At 47.4% G+C, this 18,308-nt stretch carries 8 protein-coding genes; 3 read left to right on the forward strand and 5 right to left on the reverse strand.

Translation table 11 applies throughout. From position 1 onward, the window contains the following. Nucleotides 1-32: 32 nt before the first annotated feature. Genes BMZ72_RS06280 through BMZ72_RS06290 form a run of 3 tightly spaced genes read right to left on the reverse strand, consistent with a single transcriptional unit; the run spans nucleotide 33 to nucleotide 5,292 of the window. Complete coding sequence (locus BMZ72_RS06280) at nucleotides 33-2,186, reverse strand: DEAD/DEAH box helicase (protein ID WP_089806308.1); 2,154 nt, start codon at nucleotides 2,184-2,186, stop codon at nucleotides 33-35. After that, complete coding sequence (locus BMZ72_RS06285) at nucleotides 2,183-3,496, reverse strand: ATP-binding protein (protein ID WP_089806310.1); 1,314 nt, start codon at nucleotides 3,494-3,496, stop codon at nucleotides 2,183-2,185. Before BMZ72_RS06285 ends, BMZ72_RS06280 begins: the two co-directional genes overlap by 4 nt. Then, the gene (locus BMZ72_RS06290) at nucleotides 3,493-5,292 is read right to left on the reverse strand and encodes a tellurite resistance TerB C-terminal domain-containing protein (RefSeq protein WP_089806312.1); all 1,800 of its coding nucleotides are present in this window, start codon (nucleotides 5,290-5,292) and stop codon (nucleotides 3,493-3,495) included. The genes BMZ72_RS06285 and BMZ72_RS06290 overlap by 4 nt, the downstream gene beginning before the upstream one ends. Before the next feature lie 192 nt (nucleotides 5,293-5,484). Here BMZ72_RS06290 and BMZ72_RS06295 point away from each other — a divergent pair, with 192 nt between their 5' ends. Beyond that, on the forward strand, nucleotides 5,485-6,585 hold the full coding sequence (locus BMZ72_RS06295; protein WP_089806314.1) for a PQQ-binding-like beta-propeller repeat protein: 1,101 nt from the start codon (nucleotides 5,485-5,487) through the stop codon (nucleotides 6,583-6,585). A gap of 124 nt (nucleotides 6,586-6,709) precedes the next feature. After that, the gene (locus BMZ72_RS06300) at nucleotides 6,710-8,047 is read left to right on the forward strand and encodes an alkaline phosphatase family protein (RefSeq protein WP_089806316.1); all 1,338 of its coding nucleotides are present in this window, start codon (nucleotides 6,710-6,712) and stop codon (nucleotides 8,045-8,047) included. Between the two features lie 86 nt (nucleotides 8,048-8,133). Here the strand turns inward: BMZ72_RS06300 and BMZ72_RS06305 are convergent, their stop codons facing one another. Beyond that, entirely contained in the window at nucleotides 8,134-8,556 is a 423-nt protein-coding gene (locus BMZ72_RS06305) for a VOC family protein (protein WP_089806318.1), read from the reverse strand. Between the two features lie 101 nt (nucleotides 8,557-8,657). Further along, nucleotides 8,658-9,158, reverse strand: a complete 501-nt coding sequence (locus BMZ72_RS06310; RefSeq protein ID WP_089806320.1) for a DinB family protein — start codon at nucleotides 9,156-9,158, stop codon at nucleotides 8,658-8,660. 578 nt (nucleotides 9,159-9,736) lie between these two features. Here BMZ72_RS06310 and BMZ72_RS06315 point away from each other — a divergent pair. Beyond that, a complete protein-coding gene (locus BMZ72_RS06315; RefSeq protein ID WP_089806322.1) occupies nucleotides 9,737-18,238 on the forward strand; it encodes a gliding motility-associated C-terminal domain-containing protein in 8,502 nt (2,833 codons plus the stop codon). Nucleotides 18,239-18,308: the final 70 nt, after the last annotated feature.

An 18,308-nucleotide genomic window follows, 5' to 3' on the forward strand; every position in this document is an offset into this window, starting at 1 on the left:
GTTCATTATAATGGACAGCCCCTTTCGGTTATTTATTCTTTGATAACCGCGTCCGCCGGAATAGGTGTAACCAGTTGCAGTCCCTCCAGGAAAGCAGTAGTACCGGGTATATCAAAGCTGGTATGCAATACATATTCCACCTTTAATTCAACAGGCAGATAAACGCCCCATTTGCTTAAAGGAAAGGCGTCAGGCATGTCTTCAAGCAACGATCTTACATGCTGTTTTATATGGATTAACTGATGACGCATATTCTCCACCAGTTCAGACATATTAACAGCGGTAGCTGTCAATATGATCTTACTCTGTTTGTCATCCAGGTTAGCTTCAAGATGCAGCGTCCTGGTAAGAAAGAACAAGGTTTTATTGATCCTTGTCCCCGTGAAGGTGTAGATATCAATCTCCTTATGCCTTATTATAGCCGGTCGTACGGTAGATAGATGGTCCAGTCTGAAGTCTTTGAATAACAGCCTGATCTCATTAACACTGTCAATCGCGCTATCGTCCGCCTCATCCTTGTTTAATTCGGTATTCAGTAATTCCATCATTTTCTGCCTGATACGGGGATGTACATCTCCGCTGCCGCTGGTAAATGCCGGTTTCTTGCCGTCATTCGTAGGTATGACAAATACCTTCTTCGCCTTCATGTCAATATCTGCAATTTTCCAGATCTTAGCGGCTAACAGTACATTGTCATTTACGGCCAGCCATGGCGTTAATTCCAGTTCTCCGATAGTGACGCCTGCATGAATCACTTTCAGCATCACAGCAGACATAAACATGGAATAAAAGTCCCGGGAAGTCGTAAGTTTTTCTCCTTCAACTCCCACAATCAATTCCCTGCGAAGGTCCTCTATGTATTCCGACTTAATCATGTAGTCCAGCAGGAAATCCACCTCAGAGGTAGTAAACCGGCTGAATACAGGATTGTTCTGCAGCTTTTGCAACAGTATCTGTCTGGACAAACCGTTTGTTTCTTTCAGGATGGATAATGTCTGATGAAACAACAGGTCATATGGCTTTTCCGGACTATAGACCGGCTCGACAAACTGTTCTTTGAACAACTCCCAGCAGGCAAAAGATTGCAGGGTGGACCAGTGTTCTGTGGCATATAATAACAGCTGACTTTCAAAGCCCTCTCTTCTGCCACTACGGCCTACCCGCTGGATGAGAGATGCGATGGAATGTGTGGCGTCTATTTGTATCACGGTTTCCACGGTACCAATATCGATACCCAGCTCCAGCGTGGAGGTACAGGCAATACAAAAGTTGTTGCGTTTGTTGGTTTTTGCAAATTCTTCCACATATTCCCTTAGCTCTTTGTCGACGGCTGAGTGGTGTGAAAAGAAATAAGGGTGTCCTTTCTTCCGTTCGGACATGCGTTTGAGTTTCACGGCTATTTCCTCTGCATTCCCGCGGGTATTTGGGAAGATGAGTACTTTACTGTCCTTTACCTGATTATACAACTCTTCAATAAACGCAGACGTATATTCAGCGTCCTGTTCGATGTATTTGAAACGGGCATTGATACCTTTCGCTGTAGGATCGATAAGGACCTTTGTATTGGCAGGATCACCGGTAAAACGCTTCGGTTCCTCATAGTCGCCTACCGTCGCAGAAAGACCAACAATACGGGGCTTCTTTTCAGCTGCCAGATCATTGATCCTGGAAAGCAGGGAACGCAGGTGCATGCCTCTGTCGCTGCCCAGGAAGGTATGAATCTCATCTATGACGATGAACTTCAACCGGGAGAACAGCGCTTTGGCATGTTCCGGATGATTGGTAAAAAGAGCCTCAATTGACTCAGGCGTGATCAGTAATACGCCTTCCGGTTGCTTTAACAGTTTCTTTTTGGCTGCCTGATTGGCCTCTCCGTGCCACCTGGTGATAGTGACGTCGATATAGCGGCAGAGGTCTTCTACACGCAAAAACTGATCGTTGATCAGTGCGATCAGCGGGGAGACGTACAATACCTGTACGCCCGGCTCTTTAAAGTCAACTTTGGAAAGGATCGGTAGAAAGGCCGCTTCGGTTTTGCCGGAAGCGGTTCTGGAGACGAGTATATAATTGTCTTCCGTACCCATGATCCGCTTGATAGCGGCGGACTGGATCGGCCGGAAAGACTCCCATCTTTTGTCATTGATATACCGGCGTATCGGTTCTGAGAGCAGGGCAAATTCACTCATATTTCCTTGATATTTTCAACGTCTTCCTCTACGGGTCTTTCGTCTTTTACCTCGATATCAGCAAAGAGTTTTGCTTTGTCAAAACCAGGGTTTTGCCGGAGGATGCTCATAATATTCAGGAAATCCCTGATCACTTCCCTTGGCGTCAGGAACTCACTGGCGCCTGGTCTGTTGAACAATTCCTCCATGAACAGCTGTATGTCTTCGCTGGTAATGTCTACATTGGTTTTGTAATTGATGTCAAACACCTGTTTCAGCTTTTGCAGCAATACAAAGATCTCTGTTGCATTCAATGGCATCAGCCGGATCACAGGTTGTGCGAAGTCCCTGATTTCCTGTGATTCAAACTTGTTTGTCTCCAGTCGTGATTTCAACGCCTGGTAACTAAACAAGCCTCTTCTTTCATTTTCCAGGAACTCACGGGTGCCTGCGAAGTTGAAGAACAGGTTGCTGACCTTCCCCTGGAAACAGTCATTATAGATACTCAGGATCTTCTCATAGTTTTTCTCCCGCATGGCGGCAGTAGGGATCTTATAGAGATTGATCGCTTCATCCAGGTTGATCATAAAACCACTATAGCCGATGCTGACAAATAGTTTACAGAAGTTCTTCAGCATATCATAGAAATTATCATCACCGATGATATCTCTTACACCCAGGTCCTGTCTGGCTTCCGTTTTTGTATGATATTCTCCTTTCAGCCAGCGGAGGGCATTCTTGCGGAGTAATTCGTCATCCTTGATATAGCCCTGGTAATATTTCATGATCACCAGACCGAAATCAAAGCCCCCTACATCGGTTAATTCGTTCACCGTGCGCATAATATAGTCCTGGATCAGTTTTTCATACTGCTCATTTCTGATCTCTTCGATAGAGATATTATTTTCCTGCGCTGCTTTGGTAATGATCTGTTCGATCCATTTTTCCATCAGGGTAGACAATGCGCCACCTTCCGGTTTGGTTTGTATCGCCAGGTTATCGATGATGGCGGTATATAGCGCCAGGGACTTACCATCATTGGCATATATGCGGTTCTGCGGCGTAAAATCAGCGTTGGCCACTACAAACTTCTGCTTCATGGCTACGGTATTCAGCAGGTGCATCATAAATGACTTACCGGAGCCAAAATCGCCAATCCAGAACTTAACCATGCTATGTCCGTTCTTCACGTCTTCCAAAGCGTTGATAAATGCCTGTATTTCTGCTGAACGGCCTACGGTGATATGTTGTACACCGGTTTTAGGCACAACGCCGCCTAACAGCGAGTTTATAATGGAGGTGGCTTCCCGGGGTTTAATGTTTTCTATCATACGGTAATGGTTTGAAAATAACTTTCGGTGATGGTATACGTATCGTCGTACTCCTCGATCAGCAGATCGTCCAGCACTTCATAACAGCTGCTATTGATACTTTCGATCAGCTGATCGCGGAAGAGTTTTCTTTCTTTGGCAAAATGACCGACCTTTTCTGCGGGGAGGGAAAAGGCATTTTCTTTGAATACAGACAGCAGTTCCTCCTGATGGTTGTTGAGCACAATCCCATCCGCAAAGGCGATGGCGTTTTCCGTTTTTATTTCTACCACCGGCGGCAGCAGTGTAATGGAGGCTACCGGAGGTAAGACCGGCGCTTCCTCCTGCTCATCGTCCTGTAGGAGCTTATTCAGGCTTTCTACGGTTTCATTATGCGCCGAGATGACCGCTTCAATGGCAGCGGCGTCCAGTTGTACGGTCCTTCTCTTTTTAGCGAAGATGCCAGGTACTTCTTCCAGTGCCGCTTTCAGATTAAGCGTCTGCACCAGATTTCCTGCCACCAGTTCAAAAGACTGCTTTTCCTGTTCCGTTTTAAACAGGCTTTTATGGATGTTTTTAGGCAGTTGTTTCTGGTCTGCTTTTTCTGACCGCAGATCGGCATGCAGGTACTTCAGATAGAACCTGACAGCATCCTGGCGGTCATAGGAAGCAAAGAGTTTGGAGGCTTCAAAGAAGATATTTTCCTTTTGTGGATTATTGATATTCAATGCTGCCAGCTGTACTACTTCGCCGATACATGCAGCATAATTATCCTTGCTGACTTTCTGTTCGATCTCGTCGAAGAATACACGCCACCGGGTATTGTTCTGGGCATTCAGCTGAATTTCAGTGACTCTGTCAGCAGGAGGGATGGCCTTTTCTCTGCTGACAACTGCCTCAGAGACGAACCTGCCTATCTGATCTTCAAAAGCAGCACTGTATTTATCATAAGGGAAATCCTCATTCAGCTTTCTTTTCTGACGGTATTTCTCCCGTACAGCGTTTTCCGCCCGTTTAAAAATAGTGAGGTAAATATCGCTCTCCAGTCTTTCCCGGTAATATACCGCATCGTTCTTTGATTTACCCGGATAGAGTACCTGCATAGCGTTATCAGTCAGTTCGCTGATACAGGTTTCAAAGGAGCTATCTTTTTGTTTATATTCTTTATCAACGGCCTTGATACAGGCCAGGTATAAGCGAATAACGGCAATACAACAGCCTTCTACCGACAGGAAGATATTATCCGGGTTCCAGAACTTATTCAGCCAGTCAGCCTCCCGCACATTGAGATATAGTTTCTCTTTGAACCGATGCCCCAGTTTGGCGTTCTCATCATAATAGCTGGGCGTATTATCCGTAGCCGGAGTGGTATCAGCAGTAACAGCTGGCGCAGGTGCTTCACTATAATCGATCGTGCTGCCTTCCTGGCTGATATCGATCACGTCAATACCGTTATAGGCAGGAACAGGTGATACAGCAGCCGCGCCTGTACCGGCAAGCTGCTGCCGTTCCCGGTGATAACCGATTACCTGTTTGTACACGGTGGCCAGTTGCTGTTCGTCATAACGATCCGTCAGCAGGAGGTTGAGTGTACCTTCAAATAAGCAGTCATATTCGTAGGGGATGACCCTTACGGGCGCTATGCCGGTATATACCTTCTGATGTAATAAAGCCTTGTTTAAAAGCGTAATCTCATCCTTATGGAGCAGGGAGACCGTTTTATTGGCTATCTCGTAAAAGTTCTCTTTCGGGTTGTCCGGAAAACCATAAGATCTGAGGTAATTTGTCCATTCCTCCCTAAAAAATCCATCTATCATTTTGTGCAATCTCGGGTATTAGTAAAGGGATTATCTTGTTGACACTTAGTACGTGGTTGTCTTGCTTCCGCTAGTTTAATATTAATTTCCGAGTAATTCGTTAATACCTTGTTAACGAACTGTGAAAGTCAGCCGCTTACCTGATAGGAGAGAATAACATATGTGCCTATATTTGCAGCAGATAACTATACTATGAAATTACTGAAAACCCTTCCCGAACACGTTCACATCCTCCGTGATTTTCGGGGAAGACTTTATACTACTATTATGGAGGATGATGGCGTCCGTTGGTCTGCAGCTATCAGCAATCTTTCCATCAACAGATTATTTCCGGAAAACAGGGAGCTTTACCATTCCGGCACAACGGATGATGGAATAATGATTTTCCAGCGTTCGGAGTCATTGCTGCACCGTAAACCTTCCGTAAATCAAATCACACTGTTTGATACAGCTACAGGCATATGGTCAGAACCTCACGCTGCTGATATTGTTTTATATGGGACTGCCTTAGGTGGAAACGAATACAATGGGATACGACTGAATCATACAGGAAACTCCTTTGTGATATATGATGCGATTGCCAATAAAGATTGCCTGCAGTTAGATTTTGATAACCTGATCTGGTGTACATACGGCGATAACGATAAGATCCTGTTAACTGAGCATACGCGCAAAGAAGATCTCTTTATTTATCGCTATTCCAGAGATGGCCAACGCCTGTGGTCCGTTAAAATTGACGATGTGCTGACAGGGGGTATTGTCAGTAATGAACGCCGGGCCACCATCGTTAACTATCTGCCTGTTTCCAATCTCTTTGTGTTTTGTTATCCGGGATGTGTATTGTTTGCCCTGGATGCTGTTACCGGTGAAAAGAAATGGGAATACCAGGTTGAAATGCCCAGGCCTTACAGCGTAGTGCCGGACGAAGATGATCTCATTTATATAACAAGAACCGCATTTGACAGGAATACAAAGGTCAATGTTCCCTGGCTTACTGTGCTGGATGGCAGAAATGGTACGTTAGTACTGGAAAAGGATCTGTCAACCACTGTTTTTGATGAACCGGTACCGGCAGGATTCTATGAGGTTAAAATAGCTGTATTAAACGCCTTTCTCTATCTGACTATACCGCAATTGGGAAAATTGTTTAAACTGGACAAAAACACCGGTACGCTCATCGATAGTTATTCGCATACAAAGAGCTTTCAGCGTGATACGGCCATGCAGGATGGTCATCTGATCCTGCTGGAAGATAATGACAGCTACAACAAGGTGCTGGTAATTGAGTTATAAAAAGATCAATTATAATGTGCCGCCACTGATCTGCCAGCGCATCAACACATAACAATTTCTTAACCTTCCACGCTGACGGTACACACTTCATTTTGCGGTTCTCTTATAAAACAACGACAGCGAAATGAAGCGTTTCTATGCAATCGCAGGCGGACTGCTGTTAACATTGTCAGCCGCCGCACAAAAGGTAAACCACGTAGTACTGATCACTATTGACGGCTTCCGTCCTGACTTCTACCAGGATGCTTCCTGGGGGATGAACAACCTCCGTATGATGAAGGACAGCGGGGTAGCCGCAGATGGTGTGAACTGTGTATTCCCAAGCGTTACCTATCCGGACCATACCACTATTATTACAGGGGTAAAACCAGCTAAACACGGTGTCTATTACAATGCGCCTTTTGAAGAAGGAAAAGCCAGCGGTAAATGGTACTGGTATTATAACGCGATCAAGGTGCCAACACTCTATGACGCGGTGCATGCTGCTGGTAAGACCAACGCCAACGTGATCTGGCCGGTATCTGTAGGAGCACCGGTAGATTATAACATCCCTGATGTATGGCCTTTGGGTAAAAATCCGGACAGGAGAGTAGCGACTGCTGCTGCGACAACACCTGCGTCACTGTGGCAGGAAATACAGGATAATGCTACCGGAAAGCTCGGTCCTGAGGACTTCACCATGGTACGCGAAGAACTGGTGATGGATGAAAACGTAGCCAGAATGGGTGCTTATATCATCACTAAATACAAGCCTGCATTTACCACCTTACACCTCGCCTGTGCTGACCACTATGAGCATAAGCAGGGCCGGGATGGCCTGCTGGTAAGAAAAGCGGTAGCCGGTGCAGACAGAGCGATCGGTACCATTCTGGAAGCGCTGATCAGAGCAGGTATTGATGATAGTACAGCTGTTATCGTCACAGGCGATCATGGATTTGTAGATATCAAACAGTCATTTTCTCCAAACGTATTGCTGGCAGAAGCAGGACTGATCAAAGATATCGATAAGGCAGACTGGAAAGCCCGTTTCCATGCTTCCGGCGGTTCTGCATTCCTGCATCTGAAAGATAAGAACGACAAACAATCACTGGAAAAAGTAAAAGGAATACTTGCGCATCTGCCAGCCGATCAGCAACAGTTATTCAGGGTGATCGACCGCAAACAGCTGGATGCGATCGGTGCAGATCCGAATGCCGTACTTGCACTGGCAGCTGTTAAGGGTGTGACCATCGGTGGCGCTGTAAAAGGTGCCGTACTGAAAGAAGCAAAAGGTGGAACACATGGCTACTATCCTGATTTCCATGAAATACAGACCGGCTTTGTAGCATATGGTCCTGGTATTGCCAAAGGAAATAACCTGAAGGAAATGGACCTGACGGATGTAGCACCGCTGATCGCAAAACTGCTTGGATTACAATTCAACACGGCCGACGGTAAAGTGCCTGCCGGTGTACTGAAATAATTAACCCTGCCTGTGAGAAACCCAATAAAAAAAGCCTTAAAGTTCTTCATTGAACTTTAAGGCTTTTACCTGTGATCAGGAAAGGTCTACTGGGGTTGTACGTCAAAACTCACCATCCAGTTGATGTCAAATTTGTCGGTGACCATACCAAATAAAGGAGCCCAGAAAGTTTTGTCCAGTGGCATGGTAACTTTACCTCCGGCTGCCAGTCCGTCGAAGATCTTCCTGGTTTCTTCTTCCGAACTAGTGGAGATCGCAACAGAAAAGTTACTGCCGATCTGAATATTGCCGTTCTCCGGACCGCAATCACTGCCCATCAGGATGTCTTTACCCCCCACAGGTAATGCAACATGCATGATCTGATTGGCATATTGTGGATCTACTCCTTCGCCAGGCATATCGCCAAATTTAGAGATCATCTGGAATTCTCCACCAAACACAGACTTATAAAGATTAAATGCTTCCTCGCAGGTGCCATTGAAAAGCAGGTAAGGATTCAATGAAGCCATATCAGTTTATTTGAGAGTTATACAATACATTAAAATTACCATGATCTCCGCTTTGTAAGGAGGGTTGAATAAGACATAAACACGGTCAGAACAGGACAAGTTTATTGTCTGTCCCAGAAAGCAGGCGGCTCGATACCCAGCGCCCGCAGATATACATATCCCTGTGCCCTGTGATGGATCTCATTGTCGATCCAGTAAAACAGGATAAAATGAATAGGACCTTCCCACTGACCAAAGGCCAGATCTATCTCATGAAAACGTTCGACAGGTATCTGTGGCCATAAACGATTAAGCTTTTCCGTTAGTTGATCCCAGAGCGCCAGCAGATCGGCTTTTGTCTTCGGACCACGCCCGTTTTCATACGTAGAAAAATCGGTTGACCATTTACCGGTAAGTATCCCATCAATACCAGGATCGCCCATACTGATCATCTCCAGTGCCAGTTCTGCGAAGGGACGCATACCGCCAACAGAAAAGGAAAACAGGTCTTTCTCCGGGAATGCTTCAATGACTTTACGGGTTAATGTACGGTGTCCCTGCCAGTGGGTAAGCAGTTCCGCAGGGCTAATAACAGATGGTGTGCTGATCAGTTCCTGTGTCATGTTCAGATAATTTAGTAGTGAATGTTTGTTTGACAATACAAAGAAAATCAGGCAGCGTGACAACCCTATGTCAGTAGTATTCCAGCGCTATGGAAAAAAACACAGATAGGGGGGTACTGGTTCACGGGAAGGCAGGAAATGGCAAAATAAGGCTGTTTTTATCGTGATGATTGATTATAAGCAAGTTGGAAATAAAGTGCCCAATATGGCTTGTTAATTCGCCCTCTACAGGTAATGTGGATAACTCATATGTGGATAACTTTTAAAATGAGACGTTTGGTTTTTAAACGACTGACTATCAGATTTCATTACCAGAGTCCGCTCCCTCACTACATGTGAAGCCTATATTATATTACAGTACGCATTTTTAATATTTTCATATTATTTATACTTTTAATTTTAAAATAGTAATATTTTTTAGCTATACCACATATGCCTATGAACACTCTCTACGTCTCCTGTTACATATCGATGGGAATGGAGAATGGGGCTTTTTCAAACATTAAAACCTTGTCCGTCAACTAATAGTAGCGCTTTGAATTTGAACTGTTGGTCGACTATTTACGAAATCCCTATTGATGAAAAAGCTTCTAATACTCCTATGCCTGTTCCTGGTTGGTGCATTTGAAATGGTGCATGCTCAGACAGTGTATGTCAACGTACCGGACACGGTATGTATGTCTACAACCAATGCGACAGCGAATCAGCAGAAGTTCTCAAGTATGAATGCAAGAGTAACTGGCGCCGGTATTACCGTAACCCAAAAAGCGACGTGGGAGATCACGACGCCCAACGGTACCGATGCTGACTACGAAGTACTCTATTCTGAGAATACGGCCGCTGATAAGCCCACGAAACTCAAGAACACCTCAACACTGACTTTGCAGTTCCTGGTACCAGGTAACTACACTTTCAAAGCCACAATGACCTATACCGGGTCTGACGGTGTAACGAGAACCGTGGTTGAGACAAGAATGTTGCATGCTGTCAACTGTACGATCACTACCTGTGGTGATGGATCATCAACAATGGCAGGTTTTTCGGAAGATTTTGGAGCAATGAATCTGGGGGTTGACCGTAGAAACTATCCGGTGGATGGTGTTGTATTATATACCTACCAGCCGAACGGTGCGTTGATGGAAGATAATTATGTGATTTCAAATAACCCAAGACTGGCGAGAGATACCTGGGCGAATGTAACTGACCATACCGGCGGCTTCCGTGGCGGTATGCTCGTAGTTAATTCCTCTATTACACCGCGTCAGTTCTATTCAAAGACGGTTACTGGTCTTTGTCCGGGTTCTATATATAACTTCAGCGCCTGGTTGCTGAACGTCAATACGGGAAGCGACCTGACCGACTGTGGTAACTATCAGTATGCAGGTGTTACTTTCAAAGTGGTAGACGCCAAAACACCGACAAGGGTACTGAATGCATTTGATACGCGTTCTGTATCGATGATGCTGGGCGCTAAGGGGCCAACCTGGCAGCGCTACGGAGGTACCTTCGTCGTACCGTCGGATGTAGACTCTGTAATAGTATATATAGTCAATAATAAACCGGGAGGTTGCGGAAACGATATCGCTGTTGACGATATCGAATTTTCTTATTGTAGCCCTAACATCATTTCAGAAATAGATGGCGACAAACAAAGCCTTGCAGAGGTATTGTGTGAAGGCGCACCTATTACACTGACCTCCAGCTATGCGCCTGCGGACTACTTCACTGATCCGGTGTTTGAGTGGCAGATGAGTGATGACGAAGGTAAAACATGGTTGCCTGTACCATTCGGAACAACTACAGGAAATAAACTGATTATTGGCGACGGAGAACTGAAGGGCACACGGAAAGTGGCGTCCGATTATTTATTCCGTACCATTATATATGAAAGAGGCAGCGATCAAAGCACCTGTGCATCTCCTTCTTCTGAGATCAGGCTGACGATCCTGCCAATGCCAAACCTGACACTGACTGCCAGCCAGGTGTGTGCAGGCGATAACGTCGACCTGGAAGCTTCCGGTGGATTCGACTCCTATAGCTGGAAAGATTTACCTGGCTATACTGGTACCACCCGTACCATCTTGGTAGACAAGGACACAGCCATCACAGTATTTGGTTATGTGAATTATGCGGATGGTCATACCTGTCAGGATGAAAACAGCATTTTCATCGGTACCGTACGTAATCCGGTACTGGACGTTTTCGTATCCAACTCAAATGTTTGTATCGGCGAGTCAATTGACATGAAGATCAACAGTGTACTGAGTGGTTACAATATTCACTGGTTCAGAGGTCCTGACGCCAGCGGTAACAAAGTAGCGATGCCTGAGTACGATGGTCTCACCGAGATCACCCAGTACCAGATCGGTTCTGTTGCTGACAGTGTGTTCAGTGTAGTGGTAAGTGATCCGTCTGATATCTGTGTGGTGGAATCTGATCCTATTATTATTAAGTCCTCTGTTACACCAATCACCCAGCTGAAACCTAACCAGAATACTTTCTGCGCAAGCACGAATGCATCGGGTAACTTCACCGTGGAAGTAGACAAGGTAACTGGCGCTGCTGGTACCTGGAGAGTAGAAGAGATCTTCGGCCCGGCGGTAACCGACGATGTAATTGATGACTATGTGAGAATTCTGCTGCCATCGGCTGAAAGAACAAGGGTGACGATCAAGAAACCAGGTACTTCCGTAGTACTGTCCTGGACACTCAGAACAGCGGCTAACGCAGGTTGTACGACTGTGGTACTGGATACCCTGAACCTGCTGCTCGATCCGACCTACTCAAATGCCGGTCCGGATACAACCCAGTGTGGTACCGATAACGTCTTTACCATGAACGCCAGCAAACCTGCTCCTATAACAGAACTGTATGGAGCGGCTGAGGAAAGAGGTAAATGGACGCTGATCTCCGGTAACGCAACAATTGCTTACGATACTGCTTATAATACAACTGTAACAGCCCTCGATCCGGAAGGCGATATCGTCCTGAGCTGGACGATCACCAACCTTGGTGGTTGTGTGGCGAATACAGATATGGTGACCCTGCATAAGATCGGTAAACCGATCATCAGACTGGCAAGTCCTGCGAAGGCCTGTACCAGCAAAGGGTTCTTCATGCTGGACACCTTATCTACCAAAGGAACGCCAACCATCTACTCTATTGCAACAGCTACACCGGCAATGCCAGGATTTGTGGCAGTGAACAATCAGCCATTATCATGGCCACTGCGGGTGAACATCCCAACTAATCTTGCACCGGGTACATATAACTTTAACCTGAGCTACAGAACAGCTAAATCAGGTTGTGATTCTACCATTCCATTCACTGTGAATGTAGAAACTGCACCAACAGCAGCAACAAGCATTACTTCCAGCACCACGGGCGTATGTGGCAGCGGTTCCGCTACACTTACCGTAAACGGTGGTGGTCTTGGTCTGCAATCTGACGGTGTAACACCTAATGCCGTATGGGCATGGTACGCGGGTGGTTGTGGTACAGGTACCCGTCTGGGTACTGGTCCGACCATTACAGTACCGCTGACAGCTGTAACTACCTTCTATGTAAGAGCTGAAAGTCTGGGCGCCTGTGATACAACTGCCTGTGTAAGCACTACAGTTACCTTCACCGGTATGCCGGCTGCTATAAATGCGGGTCCTGACCAGTCAAAATGTAATACCACTGCTTTTACAATGGCAGCCAGCGCAGCAACGCCTGGTACAGGTACATGGGTACTGCCTGCCGGTACAACTGCTACCGTTACACCAGGCCAGAGCAACAATCCTGCTGCTGTTATTAATGTACCTGCCGGTATCACAGTAGACGCAGTATGGAGTGTGACAAATGGTACCTGTGTGGCGAATGACACGGTGAGACTGATCAACTACGCATTACCAACACTGGCTAACGCCGGTCCGGATAAGGCACAATGTGGCAACACGGCCTTTACCATGGCTGCTAATGTGCCGGTAACAGGTACTGGCGTATGGTCCCTGATAGCAGGTAGTACAGCTACCATCACTGCCGGACAGGCCAACAGCGCAACAGCTGTGATCAATGTGCCAACCGGTTCTACAACAAGAGCCATCTGGACGATCACCAATAACCTTTGTACAACAAGTGATACCGTTGTGCTGACCAGCACAGCCGGACCAACCACCGCAAATGCCGGTCCTGACCAGGCACAATGTGGTAATAATAACTTCATCATGGCAGCAACACCGGTAACTACCGGTACGGGTACATGGACCCTGCCTGCTGGTAGCCCGGCTACCATTACTGCAGGACAGGCCAGCAATCCGAATGCAACCATCACTTTACCTATAGGCACGAACACCTTTGCAATATGGACAACCTCCAGTGGTACCTGTACCACCGTTGATACCGTATTACTGAGCAACGGTTTAGCTGCAACCGTAGCAGCTGCCGGTCCTGACCAGGCACAATGTGGTAACGGCGCCTTTACACTGGCTGCTAATACCGCTACCATCGGTACCGGTATCTGGACCGTAGCCTCTTCTACGCCTGCAGGTTACATACTGCCAGCAGGTGTGGCTAACAATCCGACAGCTACACTCAGTCTGCCTGCCGGAACAACAGTCGTATTACGCTGGACGATCTCCAACGGAGGTTGTGCTACTTCTGATGATGTGGTACTGTCCAACAGCCTGGCGCCTAATCCTGCGGCTGCCGGTCCTGACCAGACCAAATGTAACGTGGCTGCCTTCACCCTCGCTGCAAACAGCGCAGCTGGTGGTACAGGCAGATGGGATGTGATCTCTCCGGCGGGTTATACTTTCCCTGCTGCGGACGTAGCTAATCCTACCGCTAATATTAATATACCTGCGGGTACCCAATTGACGCTGAAATGGACGATCGCCAATGGTGGTTGTACAACAAGCGATACTGTATTACTGGGCAACTATGCACAGCCAAATGCGGCTGCTGCAGGTGCTGACCAGTCCCAGTGTGAAGGCCTCGACTTTATCATGGCTGCCAACAAACCATCTGTAACAGGTGCTGTTGGTATCTGGACACTGGTAAGTGGTTCCGCCACTATCGCTGCCGGTCAGGCCAGTATGGATACCGCGCATATCACACTGGCATCTGGCGCTACAGCTGTTTTACGTTGGTCTATCACCAACGGTAGCTGTACAAGCTCCGATGACATCACTTTAACAAGCATTCCTAGACCTACAACTGCGACCGCCGGTCCTGATCAGCAGCATTGTGAAAATGCACTGTTCAACATGACCGCTAACACACCGGTAACAGGTACTGCTACCTGGAGTCTGCCTGCCGGAACAACTGCAAGTATTCCAGCGGCTGACAGAAACAACCCTGCTGCTGTCGTAACCGTACCTGCGGGTACAAGTGTTACCCTGGCCTGGGTGATCTCCAACAGTACCTGTAACTCGGTGGACAGTATTACGCTCACCAACAGTGTAATGCCAAACAACGCAGTTGCCGGTAACGACCAGGTACATTGTGATGATGCGAATTTCACAATGAATGCCAATAACGCTTCTCCGGCAGCTGCTATCGGTACCTGGAGTATTATCAGTGGTAGCGCGACTATCGCTGATATCCACAGCGCAACATCTGCCGTAACTGTTACAGCAGGTAGTACGGTGACTTTACGCTGGAGCATTACCAACGGATTATGTGCTTCTACACCGGATGATGTAGTGCTGACCAACCAGCCTGCTATCCTGGGTAATACCATCACTGCCGATCAGGTACTTTGTGCAAGTGATGCGCCTGCCTCCCTGAGTGGTGGCACCATCAGCGGTGGTACTGGTACTTATACCTTCCAGTGGCAGGTGAGCACCGTTAGTGCTATCACCGGCTTCACAAACGTAATGGCAGCAGATGGTACAAATGAAGTATTTACGCCTCCGGCTATTACCCGCCATACCTGGTACAGACGTGTGGTAATGTCCGGTGCATGTACCGGTAACATCAGTAACGCAGTGATGCTCACCCTGATGAATATTCCACCGGTAGTGATCTCCGTTCCTGATCCGCTTTCTATTGATTGCGCAGGTGGTGTGGATCCTGCTACTAAATTCGGAACACCTGTATTCAGTCATGCGCCATATGACAACGAATCACTGGCCATCACCTATAATGATGTGACCACCGTAATAGATGCATGTGCGACAACTGTTACCCGTACCTGGACAGCAACTGACCGTTGTGGTCTGACTACCCAGGCACAACAGGTGATCACTATCACAGACAAAACCAAACCTGTATTCACTACAACTGCTCCGGCTAACGTAACAGTGAATTGTGATGCAGTACCTGCTGCCGTATCACTGACAGCCACTGACAATTGTGCGGGTACAATGACGATCGCGCCGATTGAAGAAAGACAGGATGCGGGCGCAAGCTGTCCTAGTAATTATATCCTGGTGCGCAGATGGGTTGCTGTCGATGCCTGTGGCAATAGAAGCGATACCCTGATGCAGATCATCAATGTCAGAGATATGACGCCGCCGGTATTCGATGCGCCTGCTCCGGCTAATATCACCGTTGATTGTGATAAAGTGCCTGCAGCTGCACCAATGACCGCGAGAGACAACTGTACGCCTGGTGTGCTTACCTCAAATCCGGTAGATACCCGTAAGGCCATCTCCGGTAGCAAATGCAACGAAAGCTACCAGCTGATCCGTACCTGGACTGCTACTGACCTTTGTGGTAATAAAACAGTACTGACCCAGACTATCACCGTACAGGATACCATCAGACCAAGATTCTCCGTAATCGTACCTGCTGCTGTTACTGTTGATTGTGATAAGGTACCTGGTGTGGAAAGCGTAACGGCTACAGACAATTGCACGCCGAATGTATCTGTGAAACTGACCGAGACAAAACAATCATTGTCAAGCTCCTGTCTGAACAGCTATAAACTGACCCGTACCTGGATCGCGACCGATAATTGCGGTAATACCGCTACCATGCAACAGGTAGTGACCGTACAGGATACCACTAAACCGGTATTCGTCGTAGCGCCTCCTGCCGATACAACTGTTAGCTGTAACGCTGTACCAGGTCCTCCAACGACCCTCAGAGCAACAGACAACTGCGGTACCGTGAAGATCGCATACACACAGACACGCGAAACCATCCCTGGCGGATGTGCGGGTAACTACCGCCTGATCCGTACCTGGACCGCGAAAGATGCCTGTAACAATGCGACCATCGCCCGTCAGGTGATCACCGTAACAGATACTACTGCTCCGCTGATCGATCCGGCGCCTGCTGATATTACTATCGGCTGCAGCGATGCTATCCCGGGTGCAGCAGCGCTCTATGCGGTGGACAACTGTGATGTGAACTTCCCTAAGAAAGTCACCATGGTACAGGATCCATTCGTAGTAGACAAGTGTAACGGATATACAATCGTAAGAAGATGGAATATTTCAGATGCCTGTGGTAATGCGGCTATTGAAAGAGTACAGACCATCACGGTAAATCCTTGTCCGAGACCGGAACTGGATCCGAACTTACCAGCGAACTGCTCTTCCAACACCAAATTTGCAGTGCTCTTAAAGAATAAAGTAAGCAAACCTAAATTCACCCTGATCAGCGTCATCCCGGCTACAGCAGTAACGACGCCGCTGACGCAGAACAGTAACGTGTTCGACCTGAATGGCGCAACACAGGCTACCTTCGCTGTGATCGACGGAAATACCGGTTGTTCTTCTGACACCGTAACCTACGATCTGCAGTATATCGAGAAACCGGTAGTAGACCTGGGCGCAGATGTGGCGGTATGTAATGGTGGTTCCGTAACACTGGATGCAGGTGCTGCAAATGCGGGTTATAACATCCGCTGGTCAACAGGTGCGACTACCCAGACCATCGTGGTGAATACACCTGGTACTTATTATGCTACTGTATTCAACGGTATCTGTGCAACAACCGATTCTGTAAAACTGAGCGTGAACAATCCGCCGACCATCGATATGGCTGATACCACTATCTGTGAAGGCAGCACTCTCCGTCTGAATGCGACCACTTCCGGCGCCACCTATGTATGGAGCACCGGCGAAACAACGCCTTTCATCGATGTTTATATGCAGGGTACCTATACCGTGGACGTAACGCTGAATGGCTGTACGACACACGACGAACTGGATGTAACTGTGGCAACCAGACCAAACATCACCCTGACAGACGATGTTGAGATCTGTCCTAATGAAACAGCGATGCTGACAGTTGATCCGGATGGTGGCAGGGTACGCTGGAATAACGGCGACATCACCAACTCCATCGTGGTATCAAGACCGGGTGATTACTGGGTAGAAGTAAACCGCAACAATTGCGTGGTAACTGACACCGTGAAAGTAACCCTGAAGTCCAAGCTGAATATCAATATCGGACCTCAGCGCGATATCTGTGCCGGTGGCCGTGTAGTACTGGATGCTACCAACGACGATGCAGTATCCTACCTGTGGAACGACGGTGATACCAATCCGATAAAAGAAGTAACAACACCTGGCAGATATACCGTTTCCGTAATGGACAGATTCTGTTCTGCGATCACCATGGATAGCGTGGATGTAGTAGTAGCAGGTATACCGCCATTCGATCTGGGCCGCGATACCACCCTGTGTCTTGACAACGTACTGAACCTGAGAGTAGATGCAGGCGTGGGCAACCAGGTACGCTGGCAGGATGGTACAACAGGAAGCACCTATAAAGTGACCAGCACCGGTTATTATACAGTAACGGTATCTAACGATTGCGGTTCCGCATCTGACCAGATAGCCGTGACCTTCAAACCTTGTGAACCTGAACCAGGCTTACCAACCGCCTTTACACCTAACGGTGATGGTAAAAACGATGTGTTCAGACCAGTTGTTAAAGGTCCGATGTACGACTATGAGTTAAGCATCTACAACCGTTGGGGTACCCTGGTATTCCGTACCGTTGAATCCAGACTTGGATGGGATGGCCGTTACCTCGGAGCACTCGTGGATAGCGGATCATACATCTGGGTAATGGGATACAGAGACAAGAGAGATGGTCCGAAGATCGTCCTGAAAGGACAGATCACTTTATTGAGATAAGAAGTGTAAAGTACAATAGGCAAAGGCGTCCCGGGTTGATCACGGGGCGCCTTTTTTTAATGGGGAACCC

It is taken from the genome of Chitinophaga sp. YR627 (assembly GCF_900114995.1).
Lineage (GTDB): Bacteria > Bacteroidota > Bacteroidia > Chitinophagales > Chitinophagaceae > Chitinophaga.

What these genes read in the sequence shown, in the direction of transcription:
- BMZ72_RS06300 (WP_089806316.1), top strand. Translation starts at nt 6,710, where the DNA reads ATGAAGCGTTTCTATGCAATCGCAGGCGGACTGCTGTTAACATTGTCA.
- BMZ72_RS06305 (WP_089806318.1), bottom strand. Translation starts at nt 8,556, where the DNA reads ATGGCTTCATTGAATCCTTACCTGCTTTTCAATGGCACCTGCGAGGAA.
- BMZ72_RS06310 (WP_089806320.1), bottom strand. Translation starts at nt 9,158, where the DNA reads ATGACACAGGAACTGATCAGCACACCATCTGTTATTAGCCCTGCGGAA.
- BMZ72_RS06315 (WP_089806322.1), top strand. Translation starts at nt 9,737, where the DNA reads ATGAAAAAGCTTCTAATACTCCTATGCCTGTTCCTGGTTGGTGCATTT.
- BMZ72_RS06285 (WP_089806310.1), bottom strand. Translation starts at nt 3,496, where the DNA reads ATGATAGAAAACATTAAACCCCGGGAAGCCACCTCCATTATAAACTCG.
- BMZ72_RS06295 (WP_089806314.1), top strand. Translation starts at nt 5,485, where the DNA reads ATGAAATTACTGAAAACCCTTCCCGAACACGTTCACATCCTCCGTGAT.
- BMZ72_RS06290 (WP_089806312.1), bottom strand. Translation starts at nt 5,292, where the DNA reads ATGATAGATGGATTTTTTAGGGAGGAATGGACAAATTACCTCAGATCT.
- BMZ72_RS06280 (WP_089806308.1), bottom strand. Translation starts at nt 2,186, where the DNA reads ATGAGTGAATTTGCCCTGCTCTCAGAACCGATACGCCGGTATATCAAT.